General features: G+C 47.0%; 27 protein-coding genes and 1 pseudogene. 11 read left to right on the forward strand and 17 right to left on the reverse strand.

Going from position 1 to position 24,828, the window contains the following annotated elements; all coding sequences use genetic code 11:
- Positions 1 to 12 precede the first annotated feature (12 nt).
- The 3 genes from pstA to R4537_RS01190 form a co-directional block, all read right to left on the reverse strand.
- Positions 13 to 933 carry a phosphate ABC transporter permease PstA gene (gene pstA, locus R4537_RS01180; protein ID WP_071178637.1) on the reverse strand — a complete coding sequence of 307 codons (921 nt, stop codon included), beginning with the start codon at positions 931 to 933 and terminating at the stop codon, positions 13 to 15.
- The gene (pstC, locus tag R4537_RS01185) at positions 933 to 1,865 is read right to left on the reverse strand and encodes a phosphate ABC transporter permease subunit PstC (RefSeq protein ID WP_080483374.1); all 933 of its coding nucleotides are present in this window, start codon (positions 1,863 to 1,865) and stop codon (positions 933 to 935) included. Before pstC ends, pstA begins: the two co-directional genes overlap by 1 nt.
- Before the next feature lie 69 nt (positions 1,866 to 1,934).
- Positions 1,935 to 2,927: a PstS family phosphate ABC transporter substrate-binding protein gene (locus R4537_RS01190; protein WP_071178639.1), complete on the reverse strand. Its 993-nt coding sequence runs from the start codon at positions 2,925 to 2,927 to the stop codon at positions 1,935 to 1,937.
- 172 nt (positions 2,928 to 3,099) lie between these two features.
- Here R4537_RS01190 and R4537_RS01195 point away from each other — a divergent pair, with 172 nt between their 5' ends.
- From R4537_RS01195 to arsJ, 5 genes are all read left to right on the forward strand, one after another.
- Positions 3,100 to 3,471, forward strand: coding sequence for a hypothetical protein (locus R4537_RS01195; protein ID WP_071178640.1), 372 nt, complete (start codon positions 3,100 to 3,102; stop codon positions 3,469 to 3,471).
- Positions 3,472 to 3,546: 75 nt separating this feature from the next.
- Positions 3,547 to 3,888, forward strand: a complete 342-nt coding sequence (locus R4537_RS01200; protein ID WP_071178641.1) for a metalloregulator ArsR/SmtB family transcription factor — start codon at positions 3,547 to 3,549, stop codon at positions 3,886 to 3,888.
- Positions 3,889 to 3,901: 13 nt separating this feature from the next.
- A complete protein-coding gene (locus R4537_RS01205; RefSeq protein ID WP_071178642.1) occupies positions 3,902 to 4,903 on the forward strand; it encodes an ArsJ-associated glyceraldehyde-3-phosphate dehydrogenase in 1,002 nt (333 codons plus the stop codon).
- A 12-nt stretch (positions 4,904 to 4,915) separates the two neighbouring features.
- Positions 4,916 to 5,413 (forward strand): cyclin-dependent kinase inhibitor 3 family protein, encoded by a 498-nt coding sequence (locus R4537_RS01210; protein WP_071178643.1) that lies wholly within the window; start codon positions 4,916 to 4,918, stop codon positions 5,411 to 5,413.
- A 47-nt stretch (positions 5,414 to 5,460) separates the two neighbouring features.
- Positions 5,461 to 6,687, forward strand: a complete 1,227-nt coding sequence (gene arsJ, locus R4537_RS01215; RefSeq protein WP_175463845.1) for an organoarsenical effux MFS transporter ArsJ — start codon at positions 5,461 to 5,463, stop codon at positions 6,685 to 6,687.
- Positions 6,688 to 6,821: 134 nt separating this feature from the next.
- On the opposite strand, the pseudogene R4537_RS01220 reads toward arsJ, so the two are convergent.
- Positions 6,822 to 7,253 (reverse strand): annotated as a pseudogene (locus tag R4537_RS01220) (arsenate-mycothiol transferase ArsC); the annotation flags it as partial.
- A gap of 442 nt (positions 7,254 to 7,695) precedes the next feature.
- Between R4537_RS01220 and R4537_RS01225 the strand changes: the two are divergent.
- The 3 genes from R4537_RS01225 to R4537_RS01235 are packed head-to-tail and all read left to right on the forward strand — an operon-like array spanning position 7,696 to position 10,467.
- Positions 7,696 to 8,472, forward strand: coding sequence for an ABC transporter ATP-binding protein (locus tag R4537_RS01225; protein ID WP_057558634.1), 777 nt, complete (start codon positions 7,696 to 7,698; stop codon positions 8,470 to 8,472).
- Between the two features lie 29 nt (positions 8,473 to 8,501).
- The gene (locus R4537_RS01230; RefSeq protein ID WP_071178646.1) at positions 8,502 to 9,452 is read left to right on the forward strand and encodes an ABC transporter substrate-binding protein; all 951 of its coding nucleotides are present in this window, start codon (positions 8,502 to 8,504) and stop codon (positions 9,450 to 9,452) included.
- 16 nt (positions 9,453 to 9,468) lie between these two features.
- The gene (locus R4537_RS01235; RefSeq protein WP_376765576.1) at positions 9,469 to 10,467 is read left to right on the forward strand and encodes a FecCD family ABC transporter permease; all 999 of its coding nucleotides are present in this window, start codon (positions 9,469 to 9,471) and stop codon (positions 10,465 to 10,467) included.
- A gap of 212 nt (positions 10,468 to 10,679) precedes the next feature.
- On the opposite strand, the gene R4537_RS01240 is transcribed toward R4537_RS01235, so the two are convergent.
- Entirely contained in the window at positions 10,680 to 11,054 is a 375-nt protein-coding gene (locus tag R4537_RS01240; RefSeq protein ID WP_002043332.1) for a YybH family protein, read from the reverse strand.
- 202 nt (positions 11,055 to 11,256) lie between these two features.
- Between R4537_RS01240 and R4537_RS01245 the strand changes: the two genes are divergently transcribed.
- Entirely contained in the window at positions 11,257 to 12,120 is an 864-nt protein-coding gene (locus R4537_RS01245; RefSeq protein WP_071178648.1) for a LysR family transcriptional regulator, read from the forward strand.
- A gap of 225 nt (positions 12,121 to 12,345) precedes the next feature.
- Here the strand turns inward: R4537_RS01245 and R4537_RS01250 are convergent, their stop codons facing one another.
- Complete coding sequence (locus tag R4537_RS01250; RefSeq protein ID WP_001189466.1) at positions 12,346 to 12,915, reverse strand: phosphoribosyl-AMP cyclohydrolase; 570 nt, start codon at positions 12,913 to 12,915, stop codon at positions 12,346 to 12,348.
- Between the two features lie 283 nt (positions 12,916 to 13,198).
- Here R4537_RS01250 and R4537_RS01255 point away from each other — a divergent pair, with 283 nt between their 5' ends.
- Both R4537_RS01255 and R4537_RS01260 read left to right on the forward strand, forming a co-directional pair.
- A complete protein-coding gene (locus R4537_RS01255) occupies positions 13,199 to 14,809 on the forward strand; it encodes a HAMP domain-containing sensor histidine kinase (protein ID WP_071178649.1) in 1,611 nt (536 codons plus the stop codon).
- Complete coding sequence (locus R4537_RS01260; protein ID WP_001221472.1) at positions 14,790 to 15,464, forward strand: response regulator transcription factor; 675 nt, start codon at positions 14,790 to 14,792, stop codon at positions 15,462 to 15,464. The genes R4537_RS01255 and R4537_RS01260 overlap by 20 nt, the downstream gene beginning before the upstream one ends.
- Positions 15,465 to 15,531: 67 nt before the next feature.
- Here R4537_RS01260 and R4537_RS01265 read toward each other — a convergent pair whose 3' ends face one another.
- The 11 genes from R4537_RS01265 to R4537_RS01315 form a co-directional block, all read right to left on the reverse strand.
- Positions 15,532 to 16,269, reverse strand: a complete 738-nt coding sequence (locus R4537_RS01265; RefSeq protein WP_071178650.1) for a hypothetical protein — start codon at positions 16,267 to 16,269, stop codon at positions 15,532 to 15,534.
- Positions 16,254 to 16,772, reverse strand: coding sequence for an RNA polymerase sigma factor (locus R4537_RS01270; RefSeq protein WP_071178651.1), 519 nt, complete (start codon positions 16,770 to 16,772; stop codon positions 16,254 to 16,256). The genes R4537_RS01265 and R4537_RS01270 overlap by 16 nt, the downstream gene beginning before the upstream one ends.
- A gap of 7 nt (positions 16,773 to 16,779) precedes the next feature.
- Complete coding sequence (locus R4537_RS01275; RefSeq protein ID WP_071178652.1) at positions 16,780 to 17,493, reverse strand: hypothetical protein; 714 nt, start codon at positions 17,491 to 17,493, stop codon at positions 16,780 to 16,782.
- An 11-nt stretch (positions 17,494 to 17,504) separates the two neighbouring features.
- The gene (locus tag R4537_RS01280) at positions 17,505 to 18,305 is read right to left on the reverse strand and encodes a substrate-binding domain-containing protein (RefSeq protein WP_057558643.1); all 801 of its coding nucleotides are present in this window, start codon (positions 18,303 to 18,305) and stop codon (positions 17,505 to 17,507) included.
- A 147-nt stretch (positions 18,306 to 18,452) separates the two neighbouring features.
- Positions 18,453 to 18,887 (reverse strand): hypothetical protein, encoded by a 435-nt coding sequence (locus R4537_RS01285; RefSeq protein WP_071178653.1) that lies wholly within the window; start codon positions 18,885 to 18,887, stop codon positions 18,453 to 18,455.
- A gap of 155 nt (positions 18,888 to 19,042) precedes the next feature.
- On the reverse strand, positions 19,043 to 19,927 hold the full coding sequence (locus R4537_RS01290) for an L-ribulose-5-phosphate 3-epimerase (protein WP_071178654.1): 885 nt from the start codon (positions 19,925 to 19,927) through the stop codon (positions 19,043 to 19,045).
- A gap of 11 nt (positions 19,928 to 19,938) precedes the next feature.
- Positions 19,939 to 20,586 (reverse strand): 3-keto-L-gulonate-6-phosphate decarboxylase UlaD, encoded by a 648-nt coding sequence (locus R4537_RS01295; protein WP_071178655.1) that lies wholly within the window; start codon positions 20,584 to 20,586, stop codon positions 19,939 to 19,941.
- A 5-nt stretch (positions 20,587 to 20,591) separates the two neighbouring features.
- Complete coding sequence (locus tag R4537_RS01300; protein ID WP_071178656.1) at positions 20,592 to 21,413, reverse strand: Cof-type HAD-IIB family hydrolase; 822 nt, start codon at positions 21,411 to 21,413, stop codon at positions 20,592 to 20,594.
- Positions 21,414 to 21,418: 5 nt separating this feature from the next.
- Positions 21,419 to 22,111, reverse strand: a complete 693-nt coding sequence (locus R4537_RS01305; protein ID WP_000286768.1) for an L-ribulose-5-phosphate 4-epimerase — start codon at positions 22,109 to 22,111, stop codon at positions 21,419 to 21,421.
- Between the two features lie 8 nt (positions 22,112 to 22,119).
- Positions 22,120 to 22,626 (reverse strand): PTS sugar transporter subunit IIA, encoded by a 507-nt coding sequence (locus tag R4537_RS01310; protein WP_001897404.1) that lies wholly within the window; start codon positions 22,624 to 22,626, stop codon positions 22,120 to 22,122.
- A 97-nt stretch (positions 22,627 to 22,723) separates the two neighbouring features.
- Positions 22,724 to 24,484 carry a PTS ascorbate-specific subunit IIBC gene (locus tag R4537_RS01315; protein ID WP_071178657.1) on the reverse strand — a complete coding sequence of 587 codons (1,761 nt, stop codon included), beginning with the start codon at positions 24,482 to 24,484 and terminating at the stop codon, positions 22,724 to 22,726.
- Positions 24,485 to 24,828 lie beyond the last annotated feature (344 nt).

Raw genomic sequence — 24,828 nt, forward strand, 5'->3', positions numbered from 1 at the left:
TTTGGTTCTCTCTTACTTCAGGTTACGACGCAGTCGGTATCGGATATAAATGGCAATGCCATTCATCAAGATTGTCATTGCCATGAGTACAACACCTGTCGCAGCAGCGTTGATGTGGAATTCAGCTTGAGGGCGAGACACCCAGTTAAATAGCTGGATAGGCATCAAAGTGAACGGACTGGACAACCACTCAAAATTGATAAATGGGAACTCACTTTGAAAAGGTGAACTGGGCAAAAAGGCAATAAAAGTTAATGCACCAATGGTAATAACAGGTGCAGCCTCACCAATGGCACGAGCTAGGCCAACAATGGTGCCAGTTAAAATACCAGGTCTAGCTGCGGGTAATATGTACATGCGCACGGTTTGCCATTGGTCTGCCCCGAGACCGTAGGCAGCTTCACGTAGCTCTAGGGGAATGCTGCGAATCGATTCTCGTGTCGATACGATGATGACAGGAAGGATCAGTAGCGCGAGTACTAATCCCGCGGTAATGATGCTTTCCCCTAAACCAAAACCATAAATAAACAAGCCTAAAGCAAGTAAGCCGTAGATAATGGAAGGCACACCCGCTAGGTTACTGACGTTGATTTCAATGATGTTCGTCAGCCAGTTCTTTGGTGCATATTCTTCAAGATACAACCCTGCCGCAACGCCAAATGGTATTGCTATACAGGCTGTTACCAACATGACAAGGCTCGTACCAACCCAAGCTGACAATATGCCAGCTTGTTCTGGGTGACGAGAAGGGAAGTTGGTATAAAATTTTGCATCAAAAAGTCGCGGTAGTCCTGAATAAATGAGATCTGCAAAGACACTGACCAGCAGAGACATCGCAATAAGCAGGATAATGATCCCTATCGTTGCTACGGTGAGATCAGCCTGTTTATTTTTACGGACGATTTGTTCGAGAGTTAACGGTGTATTTTGCATTAGTAAACCTCTCTGAATCGACGGCGTAGGTAGAAACCGAGGATGTTAAAAATCAGAGTGATGATGAAAAGCACTAGGCCTGCGGCAAAGACAGACTGATAGGCAATCGTGCCATGGGGTAAATCTCCCATTGCCATCTGGACGATAAATGATGTGATAGTGGCAGCACCTTCAGTTGGATCAAAGCCAAAGCGTGGGTTTTGCCCCGCAGCAATCGCCACAACCATGGTTTCACCAACTGCACGTGACATACCTAAAATACAAGCGGCCGTAATGCCAGATAAGGCAGCAGGTATTACGATGTGCGTCGCCACGCGAAAGCGAGAATAGCCCAGTGCATAGCCAGCTTCTCTTAAGTGCATAGGCACAGAGCGCATGGCATCTTCACTCACCGAGGCCGTATATGGCAGGATCATAATTCCCATCACAATACCAGGTGCCAGCAAATTAAAACCTGAAAGAGTTGGGATAATTGTTTGGAGTAAAGGTGTGACAAAAAGAAGTGCAAAAAAACCATACACAACGGTCGGCACACCTTCAAGAAGTTCTAAAAATGGTTTAACGGTTTCGCGGACGGAATTGCTCGCATATTCGCTAAGATAAATAGCTAAACCAATCCCAGCAGGGATTGCAACTCCGAGAGCGATACCTGCGACAGTGAGAGTTGCTGAGACTAACGTCATCACACCAAAATGCGCATTAGCAAACATCGGCGTCCACTGAGTGTCTGTGAGAAAGTCTACAATGGATACGTGTTCAAAAAAGGGTAATGATTCTGAGACAAGAACGTAGACTATCCCTACGGTAACAAAAATGGAAGCAACAGCCGCTACCATTAAAAGGTGCCTACTTAGTGCATTCCAAAATGCACGTCGCTTTAAAAAAGCTTCAGAGACCAAGAGGCTTGAAGAGCTAGATTGATTAGTATTCATATTCATTGCCTACGTAAAGAGAACAAGGAGGGCAGCAAAGCTCCCTCCATGAATCAATACAATAATGACTTACTTAGGAGTACGAGCTAACAGCTCTTCAATACCGATACCGACTTCAGCTCCGTGGAAAACAGAACCCGTACGACGTTGCTTAAAGTTTTCTTGCGCTAACTTGTAGGCTTTGTCAGGTAAAGGAACATATCCCACTTCTTTAACCAATTGAGGGGCATGAGTCGTGTCCATGTAGAAGTTTACAAAACGCTCAACGTGAGCTTTTTCATCGGCAGACTTTTTATTTACGTAGATGAAAATTGGACGAGATAGAGGTTGGTAGGTTGCATTCTTGGCATTTTCAACAGTGGGTTCAACAGGAGCGCTTCCTTTCCAACTAATCGGTGCTGCCTTCAGTTTGTCTTTATTTTCTTCGAAATAAGCAAGACCAAAGAAACCTAAAGCATCAACGTCGTTAGATACACCTTGAACAATAATGTTATCGTCTTCACTGGCGGTAAAATCACCTCGACTTGATTTGTCTTCAATAATTGCTTCAAGGAAATAATCGTAAGTGCCTGAATCGGTGCCTGGACCAAAAAGCTTTAATGGACGATCAGGGAAGGCTGGGTTCATTTGTTTCCATGTCATCACCTTGCCTTGAGCCGCTGGTTCCCAAGCCTTTTTCAAATCCTCAACATTCAGGTGTTTGACCCAGTCATTTTTCGGGTTAATTACTACGGTTAATGCGTCAAGTGCGGCGGGTAATTCGATGAATTCAACACCGTTTTCTTCGCACAGTTTCCGTTCTGAATCTTTAATTGGTCGAGAGGCATTCGAAATGTCCGTTTCGCCACGACAGAACTTTTTAAAGCCACCACCAGTACCAGAAATACCAACGGTGACCATAGTTTTGCCTTTTTCTGCATTCTGGAACTCTTCAGCCATTGCCTCTGTAATAGGAAAAACTGTACTAGAACCATCAATTTTAACCAGATCACGTGCGAATGCGCCTTGACTAGCTGCGAGTAACGTCGCGCCAACTAGGGCTGCTGACAAAGTATGTTTCATGACTTATCTCCATGTTTTGCGTCATTGATAACTTCGATGGTTACGTTACTACTCATTTGTGACACTTTCGTGTCAGTTTATTTAAATATGCATGCATGTATATGTACGAATCTAAAAATGTATTGTATGTTTTTACGACAGTGGGATCGTACTTATTGATGAGAATGCCAGGATGGATAAGAGAACTGTACATTTCATTAGCTACCCAACCTCCGATCTAGCCTGCATTGCTGCTCAGCTTCTTTTTAGTCGCTCTAGTGACCGATATCACATCAGTTATGAAAGGCTGCCCAACGAAGATGACTGCGGCGATACGCTGGATTGCTTTGGATATTTTGGTTATCTCTTTTTAGATGCCTCGGATGAGATAGAGCCAGGCTATGACTATGTAATTGACATCAACTACGCGATGCATCGAGTTGGAAGGCGTAGAGAGGCATATCAAAAAAACCTTTACTGGGAAGTGACTTGTAATCAAAACGCAATAGAAGAACTACAGAATCACATCAGCTATTTCTCTTCTCGTTGCGATGTCATCCTGTAATCTCCCTGCGTTTTTTGTTGACAGACGATATATATAAAATAATATATTCGCATATTCAGATAAGTGGGATTGAGCATGTTACCTCACCAGTTTTTTAAATTACTTTCAGATGAAACGCGGGTTCGTTGCTTGTTAATGATTGCCCGTGAAGAAAAGGTCTGTGTCGGGGAGTTGACAGAAGCCCTTAATGAAAGCCAACCCAAGATTTCTCGCCACCTTGCATTGCTCCGTTCGAGTGGTGTGGTGGTTGATACCCGTCAGGGGCAGTGGGTTTTCTACCGTTTATCGGATCAGCTTCCTGGTTGGATGAGAAAACAGATCCAAGGGTTAGTTGACTCTAACTGCCTGAAAGCAGAATACCAGCAAGATATTCAACGCTTATCCGAGATGAAATCTCGTCCAGAATGTTGTGTTTAAAGGAAAAATTAAGATGTCTATCAAAGTAGGAATTAATGGATTCGGTCGTATTGGACGTTTAGCGCTGAGAGCGTCGTTTGATTGGCCTGAAATTGAGTTCGTTCAGATTAACGATGTGGCAGGTGATGCGGCAACCTTAGCGCACCTGCTTGAGTTTGACTCAGTGCAAGGACGCTGGCACCACGAAGTGACGAGTGAAGGTAACGCCATCATCATCAACGGTAAAAGCATTGCTACCTCACAAGAGAAAGCCATCGATGCGGTAGATTGGTCAGGTTGTGACGTGGTGATTGAAGCAACGGGTAAGCACCGTAAATCTGAGTACTTAAATCTGTATCTGGCACAAGGTGTTAAACGTGTGGTGGTTTCCGCCCCAGTAAAAGAAGATGGGATTGCTAACATTGTTGTTGGTGTTAACGACCACATTTTTGACCCAGAAAAACACCAGATTGTGACCGCTGCCTCTTGTACCACAAACTGCATTGCACCTGTGGTGAAAGTGATTCATGAGAAGCTCGGTATTGAGCAGTCGTCATTTACAACGATCCACGACCTCACTAACACCCAAACTATTCTCGATGCTCCGCATAAAGACCTTCGCCGTGCGCGTGCTTGTGGTATGAGTTTGATCCCAACAACTACAGGTTCTGCGAAAGCGATTATCGAAATTTTCCCTGAACTTAAAGGAAAAATTGATGGTCATGCAGTGCGCGTGCCGTTAGCTAACGCCTCTTTAACCGACATTATTTTTGATGTTAAGCGTGACACTACGGCTGAAGAGGTTAACGACTTACTTAAAGAAGCGTCGCAGAATGAACTGAAAGGCATACTTGGTTTCGAAGAACGCCCTCTTGTCTCTATTGATTACAAAGGGGACCAACGTTCAACGATTGTCGATGCGCTTTCGACTATGGTGGTTGGCAAGCGTATGGTTAAAATCTATGCGTGGTATGACAACGAAATGGGTTACGCAACACGTACCGCAGAACTTGTTCGTAAAGTCGGCCTAGCATAAGGAAGCAAACAAATGACACATCCTACGTGGGAACTGCCTGTTGAAGACAATAACGCAGCGTTAGTACTAACTCCTTGTCCTGGCACTAAAGAAGCGTCGCTGAGTGACAGTATTGATCAACTCAAGTCTCAAGGTGTCACCGTCGTTGTTACGGCACTGAGCACTCATGAGATGCAAGAAAAGGGCGTTGGTGACTTGCCAGACCTTGTTGAGAAAGCAGGCTTGCAATGGTTCCATACACCAATAGAAGATGACTGCGCACCAAACGAAGCGTTCTTGGCTCGCTGGAAACATATATCCCCTTCGTTACACAAAGCTATAGAAAATGGCGAAAAGATAGCGATGCATTGCATGGGGGGATCGGGACGTACTGGTTTGCTTGCTGCCCATCTCTTGCTAGAGAAAGGCTGGGAGTTGCAAGAAATCATCACCCATGTCCAGTCATTAAGACCTGGTGCGTTTACCAAAGATGTACAAGTTGAGTACATCCACCAATTTGCTAATCAATAAAAGCCTTAAAGAGCTGCCTTAGGCGGCTCTTTTTAAAGAGAGTGAATATGTTGTCTAAGCTCAACCAAAATGTCCGCCAGTACATGTTGGTCACATTTAACTATTGGAACTTCACCGTTACCGATGGCGCACTACGTATGTTGGTGGTGCTCTATTTTTATGACTTGGGGTATTCAACCTTAGAGATCGCCTCCCTCTTTCTTTTTTATGAATTCTTTGGCGTCGTCACTAACCTCATCGGTGGTTGGCTAGGTGCTCGTCTTGGTTTGAACCGAACGATGAATATTGGCTTGGGAATGCAAATCATCGCTCTTTCAATGCTGGCCGTTCCTGCAAGTTGGCTCTCGATTCCATGGGTCATGGCGGCACAAGCCTTGTCAGGTATTGCCAAAGACCTAAACAAGATGAGCGCGAAAAGCTCCATCAAAACTTTGGTGCCAGAGAATGCGCAAGGAGCATTGTATAAGTGGATCGCTATACTTACAGGCTCTAAAAACGCGCTAAAAGGTGCGGGATTCTTCTTAGGTGGTGCGTTGTTATCGATGATTGGCTTCCAATATGCGGTAGCTGCGATGGCAGGTGTTCTTTTACTGGTCTTTATCGGCAGTGTGATTAGCCTTAAATCCGACCTGGGCAAAGCGAAAAATAAACCTAAGTTCTCTGAAATTTTTTCCAAATCTAGCAGCGTAAACATTCTATCCGCTGCACGTATGTTCCTGTTTGGTGCGCGTGATGTTTGGTTTGTAATTGCACTGCCTATTTATCTGGGATCTGTGTTTGGATGGGATCATAGCGCCGTAGGTGGATTCTTGGCTATTTGGGTTATCGGTTACGGTATCATTCAAGGGATTGCACCAAAGATCACAGGCAGTAAATCAGGTCATACTCCAGATGGTAAAGCCGCGATAGTGTGGGCGTTGGTATTGTCTGTAGTGACTGGCGTAATTGCTTACAGTGTGCAGCAGCAATGGCACCCAGAAGTGGTTATTGTCGTTGGACTGATGATTTTTGGTGCTGTGTTTGCGGTTAATTCTTCTCTGCACTCGTACTTAATCGTCAGCTATGCCAAGGGAGATGGTGTCTCTCTGGATGTCGGTTTCTACTACATGGCAAACGCAATGGGGCGTTTGATAGGGACGGTTCTATCTGGATGGGTGTTCCAAATGTGGGGGTTCTCAGCCTGTCTATGGGTATCCTTTGCCTTCTTAGCATTAACGACCATTATTTCGTTTTGGCTGCCTATAAGTACAAATCAAAAACTGGCTCAGCAATAAATAAAACTAAGCAGATTTGTTCACCAATGCCAGCTACGATTGCTGGCATTATTTTTTAGCCTCAAGTCATCGAATAAGCGAGAGCTATAAAAAACGTTAATGAAGTAGTATCAGTTCGTTACGTATACACTTATCTACATTGATTTCAGATCGAGCACATGCTGTTTTATTTCTTCAGAATCGAGATTTTGAAAATCGATGTTTGCAAGAGCTTCAATTCTTCGTTTTAGAGAGGAGTATACTTTATCGCACTGCTTGTTAAATTCGGAGACTGAAGCTTCATCATTAGGCAATGGCTCAAGATCCCAAGCAACACGAATACCAGCAGATAACCAGTTTGGGCAAGTTTCATTGTGCATTGTGTCACACACAGTAATTATTAGATCTGGATGGAAGCTCAGCCTTTCTTCCCATGACGTGCTGTGAAACTCAGAGGCATCAAAACCATGCATATCAAGGTATTGTGCAATACGAGGATTGATCTGACCCTTAGGATGGCTACCGCCACTTGCGATTTGGAAATTTTCAGGCAGGTATTTTTTTGCAATTGCTTCAGCCAAAATGCTTCTGCTTGCATTACAGTTTGTTGACGGTTGAAAATAGGCATGAGCTAACTCATGGAAATACGCTGAGAAAGCGAGTCGTCTGCACTATCAATATTGGACAATAAATTTTTCCATACCTTAGTTAATCTATGGTTTACTAAATTAGTAAACCATATGAAACATTTCTGTCCATAAACGCGTTATCCCACCACAATCAGCCATGTGATCACCAAGCGACCATAAATCCAGGCCCATCGCCCTAGAATGTGGGGGTAATGCTTGAGCTAGTGTTGAAACATCCATTATCCAACGATACTTGTTACCAAGATAAGCCCTGCAGTGCCGACCGATATCCGCATAAAAATTTGCCTTTTATATTCATCTACCCGTCGACTAAAGTGCAATGTGTTGTTATGTTATAACATTGCATTTGGTAGTTGTTATCATTTAATCGTTAAGGGGAATGAGTTTGGGGGTGATCTTAGAAGTCAAGCAACTAGCAACACGAAGCCCGCAAGGCTGGAAAGCGTTGATTGATGCAACGTTTGAGGTCGCAGGTGGTCAATGTTTTGCCGTGATAGGACCGAACGGCAGTGGTAAATCGAGTCTGTTAAAATCGATTACTGGCGAATACGCGGCAGTGCAAGGTGAGCTGCTGATTAATGGTTACCAACTCAGCGAGTTATCTCTTCAGCAAAAAGCCAAATTGATTGCCGTTGTTGCTCAAAATGATTACGTCGATCCGCGTTTAACGGTACGTGAATATGTCAGTCTTGGTCGAGTGCCACATGCTTTCTGTTGTAGCCAAAGCTCTCACTTGGCGGCGGTTGATAACGCGCTTAATGACGTAAAACTGCTCGAAAAAAGCGAGCGTACAATGGGCTCGCTCTCTGGTGGTGAACAGCAACGAGCAAATATTGCTAGAGCTTTTGCCCAGCACCCTCAACTTTTACTGCTCGATGAACCTACTAATCATTTAGATCCTTTAGCGCGTTTAGAATTGCTCGCTCTAATTAAACGGAAAGGCGTCGCCTGTATTGCAGTATTGCATGATTTACAATTGGTTGCTCCTTTCGCCGATAAAGTGATTCTCATGGCCAATCAACGCATTGTGAAATGCGGCTCGGCAGTAGAAATCCTAAGCAATCAATATATCACGCCAATATTTGGGCTAAATGTGCTGACTTTTCAACACCCACATATCGACAACGCGGTTCTTCATTTTGAAGCTGCGTGTTAAGCACTCAAATTTTCGACAGGAATGACCTTATGAAATGGAAAGTTATATTTTCACTTTTATTGCCTATCACCGCTGCGCAAGCCGCGACAACCCAATATCCGGTGATAGTAGAAAGTTGCGGAACCCGATTGATGATTGAGAAGCGCCCGACTCATGCGGTGTTTCATGATATCAACATGACTGAAATGGCGTTTGCTTTAGGTCTGCAAGATGATATGGCTGGCGTTACTGGCATCACTGGCTGGTACAAGATGTCACCTGAATTTAAACATCGTTTGGGTGGGATTCCAGAGCTGGCACCTAAATACCCATCGCTTGAAACCATGATAGCCGCGAATGCCGATTTCTTCTTCGCTGGTTGGAATTATGGCATGACAGTGGGTGGCGAGGTCACGCCTGAAACATTAGCGCCTTATGGCATTGATACTTTGGTGCTGAGCGAAAGCTGTGTCCACACTCATCCGAAGCAGCAAAGGAGTGCCAGTATGGATTTACTGTATACAGACATTCTGAAGCTTGGCGTGATTTTCGACCGTCAAGATAAGGCCAATGCACTTGTCAACAGTTGGAAACAACGTATTGCGGCTTTGCCAAAGCCTACATCCAACGCCAAAGCTCCGAAGGTATTCTTATACGATTCTGGTCAAGATAAGCCGTTTACCGCAGGTCAGTTTGCGATGCCAGACGCTATGATTCGAGCCGCAGGTGGAGTCAATGTTGTGCATGATATGCCAACCAGTTGGGCGACCACTTCGTGGGAAAAGGTGGCTAAGGAAAATCCAGATGTCATCATTTTACTTGATTATCAAAATGCCAATGGTGCGAATGCACTGCAACATTTTCTCGAGCAACATCCGCTGATGAAATACACCAATGCGGTTAAGAACAAACGCTATATTAAGCTGCGATATGAACAATTAACGCCTGGGCCTGCGAATATCGCTGCCGTTGAGAAGATGGCTAGTGCTTTTGCTCAATAACACGGCTTATTAAATGATGAAAATTAGCCGCTATTCATGGATGTGGTTGTTGGGCTGCACTCTGTTAGGCACGACATTTCTATTGAGCTTAATGTACGGTTCGATGACCTTTTCTATCCATCAGGTTTGGGATGGAATGGCCGAGATTGGCTCACAAGATATGTCGATGACGAGCCGAATTTTGCTGGATCTGCGCTTGCCGCGAGCGCTGCTTGCGATTATTGCGGGTACGGGACTTGCGATGGTTGGAGCATTATTACAAACGGCCACGCGTAATGATTTGGCCGATCCATTTCTATTTGGCCTTTCTTCAGGGGCGTCTGCTGGCGCAGTGTTAGTTATCACTCGCTTAGGGGATACGCTCGGTGTTTGGTCGCTACCCATTGCCGCGTTTAGTGGTGGTCTTGTCTCTGCTGCTGCGGTGATTATGCTGTTCTCGATGCAGAAAAAGCGTGGTAACGACAACTTAGTGCTATGTGGGCTCGCCATCTCATTTTTGTTTGGTGCCATGACGAGCTTTTTTATCTATTCGGGCGACCAGCGTGCTGCCAGTTCTATTCTTTTCTGGACCATGGGAGGATTAGGGCTGGCGCGTTGGGATAATTTACCTTTTGCTTGGTTAGGTGTTGCGGTTGTTGTTGTGCTGTCGGTCAAACGGTATCGCGCGCTCGATACGCTGCTGGTTGGTGATCAGACCATTCACTCTCTGGGAATGAATGTTCATCGTCTGCGCAGTGAAATCTTTATCTGTTGTGCGTTTTGTACTGCGGCGATCGTCGCAATAACGGGTGTGGTGGGATTTATTGGTTTAATGGTTCCACATTTGATAAGGCCATTTTCGGGTATGACTCATAAGCGCTTGCTACCTCTCGTTGCATTATGGGGAGCGGTTATCATGAGCCTTGGTGATCTGCTTAGTCGCATATTACTTGCGCCGCAAGAACTACCGGTCGGAATTATTACTGCCGCGGTTGGCGGTGTGTTTGTTTTGTATTTAGTTTGGAAGAAAAATTAGTGTTATGAGAGGATTAAATGATGTGTTCCGTAGCCAACACTGTTGCAGCTTCAAGTAGGAAGGGTATAAAAAAGCCGCTGAATGCGGCTATTTATTGTAATGCCTTTATATATTAAGTGTTTTAGTGGTCACAGATATATCAGCTGTACGAGTTTTAGCGAGGTTGGCGCGAAATACCCCCTACCTTAGTCCTTTAAGAAAGGGGGAGGAGATTAACGCTCCCCTAATACTTCGAAATCATCGCTGGCTAAGCGGGCTTTTCCATCGGCTTCTACAACCCAATGTTCACGATGAATCGCGCCAAACGCTTTATTCATTTGCCATTTTGCGGTCAAAATGTAGCCGTTTTCACCTGCAGCTTGCCATTGCACATCATAGTACTCTACCTGTGCAAATCCTTGGTCCATAATATTTTGCCAAAAGGCCTGAATGGCTTCTCGGCCTTCAAATTGGCCAAAGGGACGAGCATGCATGATGGCATTCGTCGCGTACTGTTCTGCGCAGCCTTGCGCATCCTGTTGGTTAAACGCGTTCTGCCAAGCTTCAATACCCTTCATACAAACGGCTAATACTGAATGATCTAACATAGTGGATTCCTCTTAATCTTTCTTCTCCCTTCGACTTAAAGCGGCCACTTCAAGTTGTTTGGGGATATGGGTTTTTATCTGAAACGATAACGGCAAGTGGTTTGCGGATAACTCATCTCTTCCCAGTTAGATTAGTGCTTTCAATTGATCTGAAAAATACCAATAATAAAAATGACTGTTTAGAGAAAGAGAACAATTGGCCATGAATCGATTAAGGCAGATGGCGATTTTTGCGCATGTAGTGGAGGCCGGCTCCGTCTCTGCAGCAGCCGATAAACTTAATGTGTCAAAATCAGTGGTTAGCCAGCATCTCAAAACCTTAGAAAATGAGCTGGGTATGGTACTGATGAAAAGAACCACGCGGCGTCAAACATTAACCGATGTCGGCGAGCAGTTTTATTTAAAATGCAAAGAGTTGAATACGATTGCTGAGTCAGCTTGGGATATTGCCTCTGACTACCAAACCGAGCCGCAAGGGCGATTTCGTATTACGGCCTCGCACGCTTTGATGGATAGCTTGGTGGCACCTGTGATCGCCGAATTAATGACTCAATACCCTAAGTTAAAACCGGAATTGATTGCTGATGACCAGCATCTGGATTTGATGGCAAACGACATTGATATGGCGATCCGAATTGGCCCATCTCATGACAGTTCACTGAAACAAAAACGGATTGGCGAATTTAGAGATGTTTTATGTGGGCTTGAAGAGCGCAGGACGAAGCTTAATGAGTCGCCGTATATTGCGAATGTTTGGCAACCTAAGCAAATTGAACACCATTTTCGCAGCGCTGAGGGGCAGACGTGGATTTATCGTCAACAGGCGAGTTGTACCGCGAATTCATTTCATACCTGTTTAGCACTGATTCGCTCTGGCGCGGGCGTAGGTATTGTGCCTGATTTTTACTTGTCAGAGAGGGGATCACAACTGGTGAATGTCGTGCCTAACTACACTTTACCCATCAATACGGTTTATACCTTAACGCCGTACTCTAGCCATACACCTACAATCGTGAAGCTATGTACTGATTACTTGGAGCAAGCGCTAGGCAAAAGGTTGAGCTAGCCCCTTCCCTCAAGCGGAAAAGTGGCTTGAAGGAAGGGTGTAATCAGGGGAGCATTATCCCCTTCCTACTTGAAGCTGCAGCGGTGTTGGCTACGCTCGTTCACCCCAATCACCTCGTTCACCCCAATCACATAGTTTGCCTATGCTCATGGGGGTTCACTTACTTGCCGCCTACCTGCAACTCCAAGTTGTTTGGGTATAGGCCGTGAATATGCCCACTAAGCATCACTTCGCCTGATAAGGCAGCGAGGAGTGGTGCAGTACAATGCGCAGCTGGCCTTGCTCATCTTTCTTAAAAGCCCAGCTTTTATCTACCACGGTTTCCTGCCCTTTATCATTCACTAGGAAGACATTGCCTGTGGTGAGTGCAAGATCGCCATCAATGTAAACTGCGGCATTTTCAAAACGGTATTCCTTCCAGCCTTTTAGGGCAAAGCCCGAATCTTGTGGATAGCTTTTATTGTTGCCAACAAAGTAAGAGAGTGCGCCTTCTGTATCGGTGCGGAAGGTTTGCTTGCCACTGGCGAGGGTCGGTTTAAACAATACTGCGCCTTGTTGGTAGCCATAGGCTTGATCTAACACTTGGTTCGCAAGCTCAGTTGCCGCTTTGATGCCTTGTTTTTGATAAGTATCGCTGATTTTAATCAGCGCTTCGCCCCATGCTTGTTGGGCTTTTAGCACATCTTCATGAGTGATGTTGTTATTCACGACAAGATCGGCAGCTTGAGTCGTGAAAGGTAATAAGCCGCACAGAATCAGGGCGGAAACGGATAGAGTACGAGTCATACGTTGCATAATCTGCCTTCCTTAAATGTTTGCAGTAGGTTCAGCGCTACTCTACGAGGTTTCGATGAATGTAAACCGAGCGCAAAGATTAACCTCAGATTAACAAGATTTACCCTTGGGTAGAGGATCACGTAATCTGCATATCTCCTTGCTACTTAACGCGGTCTTGGCGACGCTGATTCATCTTAAACACCGAGTGTGTCTATGCTGATGGAGATGGACTCATTGGTCGCCTATTTGCCACTGCGAGTAGTTGAGACTCATAGAAAGAAGACAATTTTGGGAAATGACTATGTTTCGATATCGGCTTGCGTTTGTACTCGCATTACTATTGACCTTGATTTTGGCGCAGGCCGGGGTGGCTTATTGGTCAAATCAAGTTGCGAATCAGCATCTGCTGCGTGGGCAAATCTCAAGCCAAATTCTGCAAGGTTTTATGCAGTTAAGTACCGAAAAACAGCAACTTAAAGTCTGGCTCGCCGAGTATCTTCTGATTAAAGATGGCAGTACCCTGAAAAGGGATATGCGTTTTTCCAAAATTGAAGCGCTGCTACACAAGCTCAATCTTTTGACGGAGCAAGCTCAGCAGCACAGCTTAACCGTGCAAGATTTCTCAGAAATAAACCAGCAGATCAAGGTAATCTCCCTGTTTGAAACCAACTTCGCCAGCTTAAAAAAGGCGTTGCGTTCATGGGAAATTGCCAAAATTACTGACGATGATGAACGCTGGCTATTGTTGAACCAGTCGTTCGATCAGGTCGATGATACCGATTTACGCCAGCTGTTGACGCAAGCCATTAGCCTCCAGCAGCAGCGTACCGCACGTTATGAAGAAGCGGCGTTGGATGCGTTATCGAATGTGAGAGCGGTCATCACCAGCTTAGCGGTTTTTGGCATGGTGTCGGGGGCGCTGCTTGGCGTTTGGTTATTGCGTACCCTTTCTAAGCCGCTGGCTGAGTTGGTGAAAAGTACTACCGCCTTAGAGCAAGGCCGATTGGATCACCGCATTTCGATCAGCGGGCCGGATGAACTTAAAACGCTGGCGCGCCATTTTAACTATATGGCGCAAAGTCTTGAGCAAGCGCAGCAAAAAGAGCGGATGTCACGCCAATTAATTGAGCGAGAAGTGGCAGACCGAACCCAAGAGCTGGCGCAAGCTTTACAAACGTTGGAGAAAGCCAAGCACCAACAAAAAGAGTTCTTCGCTAATGTCAGCCATGAACTGCGCTCTCCTGCCACTGCGATTTTAGGTGAGGCGCAAATTACTCTGCGCAGTCGGCACAATAGTGATGATGAGTATCGGCAAACCTTGCTGCGGATCAGTGAGTCGGCAGAGCAACTGGCATTTCGGATTGAAGATTTATTGATGTTGATCCGACACGATGAGCGCCTGTTTCATCCTGCGTTAACCGAGTTGCTCTTAGGTGAAATTTGGCAAGCGGTGGTGCGGCAAGCCAGCTTGTTGACTCACGCGCAGCAAGTTGAGTTGACGGTGAATACGCCAGCACAGGGTGAGTGGCAAACACAGCTTTGCTATACGGATCGCGATAAATTGCTGATGGTGATCCGTATCTTGGTGGATAACGCTTTACGCTATGATCCGACGCAGCGACCGATAGGATTGAATCTTGAGTTGGATGAAGAGGCATGGCGTGTGCAATTGGTAGATCAAGGTATTGGGATTGCTGAAGCGGATCTGAGTGTGATTTTTGAACGCTATTTTCGTGCAGAAAATGGCAAGCGGTATCGCCCTGATGGGTTAGGCATTGGCTTAACGCTGGCGCAAAGTATCGTAAAACAACTGGATGGTGAAATCCGCATCGAAAGTGTGTTGGAACAAGGCACGACGGTGACGTTAACTTTTCCGCGAGGAGAGGAGCAAGATGCGAATCTTATTGATTGAAGATGATGAAAGAATTGCCCGTTTTATTGAGCGAGGCTTAAAAGCGGAAGGGCACCAAATCCACCGTTTGAAAGACGGTCAATACGGATTAGAAACCGTGAAAAGCAGCGAGCCGGACTTACTGATCTTGGATCGCATGTTGCCCCATGTGGATGGGTTAACCCTATGCCAGCAAATCCGTGCGACGGGTAATCAGGTTTTAATCCTGATGTTATCCGCTTTGGGCGAGGTGGAGGAACGCATCCAAGGATTGCGCACCGGTGCGGATGATTACCTCGCCAAGCCTTTCCATTTTGAAGAGCTGTTGGCACGCATCGAGGCACTGCAGCGGCGTAATATTCAAACCCACACCAGCAATAAGCTGCGTTTTGCTGATTTAGAACTCTGCCTATCCACCATGCGCGTGTATCGTGCCGAGCAACCGATAGAGCTGACGGCAAAAGAGATTTCAATACTTGAGCTTTTTTTGCGTAAACCGGGGCACATTTTTAGCCGGGAGCGAATTTTGGCGAATGTGTGGGGTATTCACCAAGATCCGCTGACCAATGTAGTCGATGTCTATATGCGTCGTTTACGCAAGAAAATCGATATGCCTTTTGCCCAGCCGCTGATCCAAACCAAGCGGGGTATGGGGTATTACTTAGGTGACGCTTAACCCTATTCTTTAGACGCCAATTGGGCAAACTTGCTGTAGCTACTCACGCGGCCATTGATGTATTCAATTAAGACCCTAATTCAATACAATGTCCACGATACAAAACCTGACTGTTTGGGTCTCTATTCGCGGTCACCAATAACTCTGAACTGTTTTTGAGCGCTTGCCATTCACTAGGTGACATGTAGCGAATATCATTAATTTTTTGCAGGCTATCTATCAATTGAAGCTTGCCCGTGTTTTTATCTCTCATCCAAACCATTGCTTGCCCAAATGAGGGATTTTCCATGTTAAGGTTCCGCTGCATGCGCAGGCTAGATTGCCCCGGTTTATCACCTTGATAAGCCACCAACGCAAAATGGTTTGTTTGGCTCTCGGAGGACATTATGGCTAAGTAGGTGATTGGGCGTACTTGAGCTATTTCAATCGTTGGCGATAGGGATTGCATTGTATTTTGCACCCAGATTCCGACAAAGAGTGACATGGTCATCCCGATGGGCAGCCACCACCAACGCATGCGTTGAAAGGGGCGAGCAGGGTTAGTGCGCTCAGTAATCTTTTTCCATACTCGTTTCGAGGGTGAAGCTAACGAGATAGTTGAGTTATGAAGATCTGCCGCTGGGGTCAAGCCTGATAAATGCTTTTGCCACAGCTCGATGTGCTCCCACCAAGTAGGATCAGCTTTCATCAAGGTTTCCATACGGCGTTTGACCAAGGGGGTTTGTGTACCTAACACGTACTCGGCGGCTAACTTATCTCGTAATTCCGCTTTTATATAGCGGCGGCTTTTCAATCGGTTAGACATTGTTTCAACTCCTGCAACCCGCGGCGGATCCAAGATTTTACCGTACCCAGCGGTGTATTGATGTGTTGGACGATTTCTTGATGACTCATTCCGTACTGATATGCCAAAACAATCGCGCTTCTTTTTTCTTCAGCGAGAGATTGCAAGCATCGGGTCAAATTCTGGTCGGATGCCGATTCGGTGGAGGATTCTTTTTCGAACAGATTTTCGAGCGATTCTTCGCTGCGGCGACCTCGTTTGCGGATTTCATCGATCGCTAGATTTCTCATACTCTGGCAAAGCCAGGCCCAAGGATAGTCAACCGGATAGGAGTGGTCATTGAACCAGAGTTTGACGAATCCATCTTGCAAAACATCCGCCGCAATATGTTCATCTCGGACAACATGGAGAATTAAGTTGTAAAGCCTTGAGCTGGTTAACTGGTACAGCGCTTCGAACGCCTTGCGGTCGCGAAGCGCTATTTTGGAGAGCAGTAAACCTATTGCATGTTTATCTGTACTCACACTGACCTCATTGAGTAATTAGGTGCCAGACGTTTTTTACCCCATCGCCTTGGGTTTCACCCGGTTCGGTATCTTTAAACCAACGATAAAGTGGTTGGCTTTTAAATGTCCATTGATAAGTATGATCATTTCGTTGTATCACGCCAAAATCACCAGTAAGTCGAAGATTTTCAATGCCTTTGTGTATAAGTGCTGCATCAACATAAGCTGGTGGCCATTTGGTTTCACATTCACCATAACACACCGACATCTCAGGTTTATCTTGATCAAAGGTATAGAGCGTTAATTGATTACTATCGACTAAAAAGCGGCGAGTACCATCATTAAATAGCTGCAGAGGAACATCATCAGCGCGAGCCAACTGCCAAACGCCTTTCACTCCAGCACCAGTGATGTCGCCGGGTTGGGTATCTTTCACCCATCGATAAAGCGGTTTGCCTGCTAATGTCCATTGTTGACGACCATCATCACGTATGATCGGCTTAGCGTTGTCCAGTTTTGCGATTTCAAGGGTGGATTCTTCATCGGCCCACATCGGTGGCCATAGTTTTTCACATTCCCCATTACAGACTGATTGGCCGACAGGATCTTTGGTGAAAGTATAAAGTGTTTTACCTGCATTATCTGTGTATACCTGTCCTAGATCGGTATCGATGGTTGTTGCCGCTAAGCTATAACTGGCAGGAAGTAAGAGAAGTGTTGATATGAAGAGTGTTTTCATAATGATTATCCTTATTGACGGGTCCAACCGTCACGTAAAAAATATTCGGCACCAGCGTCACTGGTGATGAAGTCGATAAAGTCTTGGGTTTGGCTATCTGCACCTTGCGCTTTGGCCAGATTCAAATCTCTATAGATACGTCGTTCAGGTTCGATCTCCACGTAGTCGACTTTATCTGTATGGTTTAATGGCCAATGAATCCAAGTAATCCAAGCATCTGCCTGTTGCTGCTGAAAAGCTTGGAAACTTGCACCACTACCTTTGGCGTAAGCGATAATTTTGCTGCGGAAGTTCTGTACATCAGCCAATGATCCTGTGCGGCCGGCGATATCCTCCCAAACTCCCGTGCCAGAGGTGTTGTAGACGCCCAACCCTTCGGTCACTACAATGCGTGATGGGTTATCGAGAAGATCTTGAATGCCACGAATCCCCTTAGGATTACCTTTAGCGACAGCGATGACCGCTCTGCGTAAGTAAATGGGCTCAACATCTTGATGAGTAATGAAAGGATAGGTTTCCGCAAAGGCACTCATCGATTGTTCGGAGGAACCAAACAGTAGATCGGCGTTTTTTTGCGCTTCCTGACTCCATTTGGATTCAGGGCCTGCGATGATATTTACCTTTACGCCACTTTGTTGGGTGAATGCTTGGGCTGCATGGCGTAATGCGGTATCTGGCCCTCCTGGACCATACACATTAATCACCCCATCTTTGGGTTGATGTATCTGGTTTGAGCTGCTTTGCGGCGCAGCGAATGCCGATGTACTCGCAACCAATAATAACCAATGAGTCATAACGCTATGACATTTCATGAGTTCTCCTTAAGTGAGGAAAAAAGTCACCTAAGAGACGTTAAAAGAAAGGATTTGGATGCACGAAAACAGAAAATTTTTGTTGAGCGCAAACGAGTATCGGATTAGAGGCGGGGCATTGGCTCGATTTAGAGCCGTGAGTTATAGCTATACTTGTTGGTTAGCGAGTTTAGCAAACTTGCTGTAGCTACTCACGCGGCCATTGATGTATTCAATGCCGCAGTGCACTGGGTGAGGTTGGTGGCCGACAATTTGGTATTCGACAATAAATTCACCGCTGATCACTTTGACGAACAAAAACCCGTCCATCACTTTCCACAAACCATGCAGCGCTTTGTCGCTGAATATGTCTTTCTCAATCAAGGTACCGTTGGGTTTAAAGGTCAGCAGTGATGAAAAACCATCGGCGTTGACCTTAATCCACGCGTGTTGATGCACTTCATAACTGAGAATTTTGCGCCGTGTTTTGATCCACTCTTCAAGTTCTTGCTGTTGTGCCGGGCTCAGTTGTGGCAGGGCCTCTAATTCAAGTAGGGTGTGGTGCTTCTCGTACCAAAACAGCTGAAGGTGGAGTAATTTCATGCTAACCGGTTGGAATTTCAAACAAACAGCCGCCACTGTGCGTCAAGGTGCGGATGAAGTCAACCATAAGGCGAGCTTGAAAAGGTGCGGTAGGCTGGGGGAAACCTACCGCACATTCCCTGTTCGGGAAGTGCCGCGTTGCGCGGCTCAGGAGCTTAAAGATGAGGGAACAAGCGAGGGAGTTCGGCGCGATCACAAGCTTGGTTTAATCGACGCTGCGCGGTGTGAATATGGTGTTGCCACTGTTCATCGTGCGCCCACATTTCAATCACTAACGGCACCACGCAATCCAGTGCTTTTAAGCGGCAGAACAGTCCATCAAAGTCGACGTCGCCTTCGCCAATCACTAAATCACGAAACTGTCCGGCGCACTGCTCGCTCACCTTGTAAGTGTCCTTGAGGTGGATCTGAGTGATGTGAGGTTTGCTTAACGAGAGCTCGGTCAGCAAGTCATAATTCCAGCCTGAGATGTTGCCAACGTCTGGATAAGCCGTAAAAAAGGGCGATTGGATCTGCCGATTCAGCACTTCAAATTTACTCAGCGCATTGAGATAAGGGGTATCCATGATCTCAACGGCTAACATCACGCCAGCGCGCTCAGCTAAACGGGCGGCGTGTTGTATGCCCTCAATAAAACGCTGATGAGTGGCTGAGTTGGCGGGCTCGTAATAGACGTCATACCCCGCCAACTGAATGGTGCGAATACCCAGTTTGTAGGCGAGGGTTATCGCCTTTTGCATAATTTGCAGCGCCTCATCGCGCAGCGCGGGATCGGCCGAGCCAAACGGAAACTTGCGATGAGCGCTAAGGCACATGGATTGCAGCGGCACGCCATACTCCTCACAAAGGCGGCGCAATGAATAAATGGTGACATCATCCCAATCGAGGCGGCTGCGGCGATCGTCGCTTTCATCCACCGAGATCTCCAGAAAATCGAAGCCGAGCTCTTTGGTGCAGGCCAGTTTTTCCTCCCAACTTAAGTGATTGGGCAGCGCTTTTTCATACAAGCCAACGCGGTGGCGCAGTAAATGTTGGTACATGCGGCCTCCTGTTATGGCCAGAAACGGTCGATCCGCTCACGCAGAGCCGCCGCGGTTTGTTGGCCTTCGGCGCCTGCTAATGCACGTCCGGCAATAAAGGTTTTGGTTTTGATCCCTTCAAACAGGTAAATATCTTCTGGTACGATGCCGCCGGTGATCGAAAGCTCAATGCCGAGCGCAGAGAGCTGGCGCATTTTGTCGAGATCGTCCGTTGTCCAACCAATCCCTGCCAATTCCGCATCGCGTGAGCGGTGGTAAATGGCTTGAGTGATGCCTAAATCGACCCACGCTTTAGCATCTTGCATCGTCCAGTTGCCATAAATCTCGATTTGGATTTCGCCATTCAGCTCATCCGCCACTTTTTTACACGCGGCAATGGTCGCGATGTGCGCGGCGGCTGAGACGGTGATCCAATCCGCCCCCGCTTCAAATGCCATGCGCGAGAGAATGGCTCCGCCATCGGTGGTTTTCATGTCACACACCAGAATATGATCCGGATGGTTGTGGCGCAGAGTCGACACCGCTTTCATTCCTTCCGCGAAAGCCAAAATGGTGCCAACTTCAATCACATCGACGTAACTGGCGACATTACTCGCTACGGCCACGGCATCGGTTAGGTTGGTTTGGTCGAGGGCGATTTGAATCATTGGTTTGGTCATACTGTTTATCCTTGAATATGTTCACGTATCAGTTGGGCAAGCCCAGCGTGGTTGTTATCGGTTGAGCAAAGGCTGCGCGCGTAAGATTTCACGGTGTCATCGGCATTGGCCATCGCTACGCCATGGCCCGCATAGCGCAGCATGGAGATGTCATTGTGGTTATCGCCAATCGCCATCACATGGTTGGCGGCGTAGCCGAGCTGAGCGACGTATTGCGCAAGGCGCAGACCTTTGCTGTTGCCTTTGGCGGCAAAATCAATGCGGTTGGACCAAGAGCGCTCGCCATTAAAATGGGCGTTGACCCAAGGATGCTCTAGGAGTCGCTCAACCGAGCTTGGTAAACCTTCGACGACAAATTTCCACACAAACTCAGAGTCGCGCGCAGTTTGGTGAAAGGAGTCAATCGCATAAATTTGCGGCGGATGAGTGAGAGAGGCCGCTTGCGCCCATTTTTCCAATGCTTGCATGTACGCGATGGGGCTGCGCTGCGAGTAAGTCATTGCATCTTTGATGTACATCACCAGCTTGAGCTGAAACTCTTGGGCCAGATCGATAAAGGTCAGCGCATCTTGCTTATCGATCGCATTGTGCTCCAGCACCGTTTCGCTTGCGTAGTCATACACATACGTGCCGTTGCAACAGATGATGGGCGTGGTCAGACCCAGTTCATCGTAGTAAGGGCGCGCAGCGGTGTGGTGACGGCCCGTGACGATCAGCACATGGCAATGCTGCTGAGCCGAGCGAATCGCGTCTTTGACTTGTGGATGGATGGTGTGATCGTCACTGAGCACAGTGCCATCAAGATCCAAGGCGAGCACTTTATACATAGCGATTACCTCTGGCCGTAGTAAGCGTTCGCGCCGTGTTTGCGCAGGTAGTGTTTATCGGACAATTCGGGCTGAATTTTGATGCCGCTATTGAGCGAGCGAGTGGCGAGTGCCATTGCGGAGATCTCTTCCAGCACCACGGCGTTGTGCACCGCATCTTCGGCATTTTTGCCCCAAGAGAAAGGCGCGTGTCCGGCCACAATCACACTCGGTACCGCCATCGGATCGATATGACGATGACGAAACTCTTCGACGATCACTAGGCCGGTGTTTTTTTCATACTCACCAGCAATTTCGCTGTGCGAAAGCTTACGCGTGCAGGGAATGTCGCCGTAAAAGTAATCAGCATGGGTTGTCCCGAGCGCGGGAATATCAATGCCCGCTTGAGCCCAAATCGTGGCGCTGCGCGAATGGGTATGCACTACGCCGCCGACGTCGGGAAAGGCGCGGTAGAGTTCAATATGGGTTGCAGTATCACTCGATGGATTTAATTTGCCTTCCACCACTTTGCCCGTGAGGTCGACAATCACCATATCTTCGGCGCACATCGCATCGTATTCGACGCCGCTCGGTTTAATCGCCAGTACGCCGCGTTCGCGGTCAATTTCCGACACATTGCCCCAAGTAAAAGTCACTAAGCCGTATTTGGGCAATTTGAGATTGGCGTTGAATACGCGCTGTTTCAGTTCGCTGTACATACTCCCTCCTACGCGATGTGCGCTAATTCTTGTTGGGCAGAAGCTTGTTGCGAGAGTGCTTGGTCAATCACCGCATACACTTGCTGTTTATCGCGGCAGCGGCGCAGCTTATCCAGATCCACTCCGGTGTCGCTGTTTTCATCATCCAGCACTTGCGTCACTTCCATCAGTCCTTCCATATGCTCATCGGAGGAACTGCCGGCTAAGGTAATCAGTACATCCACCGGCTCATCTTCGCCTTCGAAATAGATCGGCTCTTGTAAGGTCACCAGCGCAAAAGCGGTTCTCAACACGCCGTTTTCGGGGCGCGCATGGGGCAGGGCAAGATTAGGAGCGATGCAGATGTAGGGACCGAGCTGCTCGACGCTGGCGATGATCGCCTCGTGATAAGCTGGCGTGATTGCGCCTGAGGCAATCAACATATCGGTGCCAATTTTGATCGCTTCACGCCAGTTATTGGCTTTGGCTTGCAGTTGGATTGAGTTGTTTTCGATTAAGGATTGTTTGAGTCCCATGGTTCTATCTCCAGAGTAGAGCTGATCAAACCAGCTTCTTATTGTCGTAGGGGGCGGTAGGCAACCAGAGAGGTGCGACTGCCCACCGCCTGTCGAGCTAGCGAATTTTCACAAAATGGTTATGGATAATGTCGAGCAGTTCATTGCCAAAGGAATTCGGGTTGAGCATGTTCTGCACCCCGAGCACAAACTTGCCTTCGCCCGGTTCCATCTCGGCTGAGAGGTGTTTCGAGGAGACAATGATGTCGGTCGTCGCGAGTTTGGATTTGTAATCAGACACCGCGCAAGAATCCATCACGTGTGGAATGCCTTTTTGTTCCAGATACTTGCCGATTTTCATCTTCATCATCATCGATGAACCTTGGCCGTTACCGCACACTGCCAGAATGCTCACTGGACGAGTGCCTTGCGCAGCTTGCAGAGCTTGTTCAACCGCTTCAATCACTTCCGGCTCGTCACTGACCGTGATGCTACCTTGTGCATCTTCTTCGGCGCGTAACTGTTTGGAGGCAAAGAACATGTAGACTAACGCCAGGGCAACCAGTACGAAGAAGAAAAGTTTCGAGGCGGACAAACCTTGCATAATCGGTGGGAAGACCAGTGCCCAGTCGGCCATGCCCATCCAGCCACTGAATTCGGTGCCTTGTTGGGTGAAGAGGTGAATTGCCCATGCAGAGCCGAGCACTTCGATAATGCCCATCACAAAACAGATCTTCATCACCGCTTTCCAACCGCCGAAATGGTTCGCAAAGACGCCAATCGTTGCGTTGGAGAAGAACATAGGAATGAAGCCGGGGATGATCATGATTGGCGCATTAAACGCCAGCATGGCTAAGACTGCTGCAAACTGGCCGAGTGCGCCCCACATAAAGCCAAACACCATGGCATTGGGGGAGAAGGCGTAGATCGCCGCACAGTCAATCGCGAGCACAGCATTAGGAATAACGCGCTCGGAGATGCCTTTGAACGCTTCGGACAGCTCGGCGACAAACATACGCACGCCGGCCACAATCACTTGGATCGCGACGGCAAACTTAAGACCCGTTTCGAGGATGTAGAGAGTCCAGTGGGTGGAGCCCGCCATCTCTTGCAGATTATCCAGACCGAAAGAGAGCAGAATGATGCCGAAGAATATCGTCATTACAATCGCGGTGGCAGCGATGCTGTCGTGGAAAATATGTAGCCATTTAGGCAGTTGCAGGTGATCAACACTGTCTTTTTTATCCCCCAGTTTGGGAGCGATTTTTGTGGCGATCCATGAAGCCACTTGCTGTTGGTGGCCGATGGAGAAACCCGCGCCGCCAGTAACTTCTTCGGTCGGTTTAAACATGATATTGGCAGAGATGCCCCAGTAGAGCGCCATCAATACCGCCGAATAAATGATGGTTTCCCACATGCCCGCGCCGAGCACAAAGTAGAACACCGCAATCAACCCCGCTTGCTGGAACATGATGTGTCCAGTCAGCATGATGGTACGAATGCCGGTGTAGCGGCGAAACAGCACCAACAGAATGTTGATCGCCAGCGCCAGCAGCACGGCGTACCCGACCCATGAATAGTTATCGCCCATGGTTTCCATGGTGGCCATCATCGAGGTGTAGGGGTCAATCACTGATCCGGTTAAACCGTGGTATTGCGACAGCTTTTCAATCACAGGTTTAAAGCCAGCGACCAGTGTGCCTGCGCCCACTTGTACCAGCATAAAACCGACAATGGTTTTGATTGAACCTTTAATGATGGTTGTCGCATCGCGTCTTAGCAGCCAATAGCCGATTAAGGTGACTAGCCCTAGCAGCAAAGGGGCTTTGGTCATTACTTGGCTGTAAAAAATATAGAAAACGTCGTACAAGAACTCCATATCTCTACCCTTAGTTGTTTTGATGTAGGAAGAGTGATTTTTGGTGGTGCGTAAAATCGCTCCTTTTGCTCACGGAATAGACTTTAACAATCAAAAGTAATCATTCAATGCTCATTTGTGATTATTTTGATTTTTATCAATTTTGCCCAAAAGAAAACCACATAAATGATAGGTAGATCACCCTGTATTTTATTATTTGATTAAAAATCAATAGCTTAGATTTAATTGTGATAAATGTATGATTTCTATGTACAGAAAGTTTGACAAGATTTACGATGATTAATAGAATCAAAACCAATCAAGATTAATCACCAAATAATCACTAAGTCGACATTCGGTGAGTT

The sequence above is a fragment of the Vibrio paracholerae genome (assembly GCF_037672085.1).
Taxonomy (GTDB): domain Bacteria; phylum Pseudomonadota; class Gammaproteobacteria; order Enterobacterales; family Vibrionaceae; genus Vibrio; species Vibrio cholerae.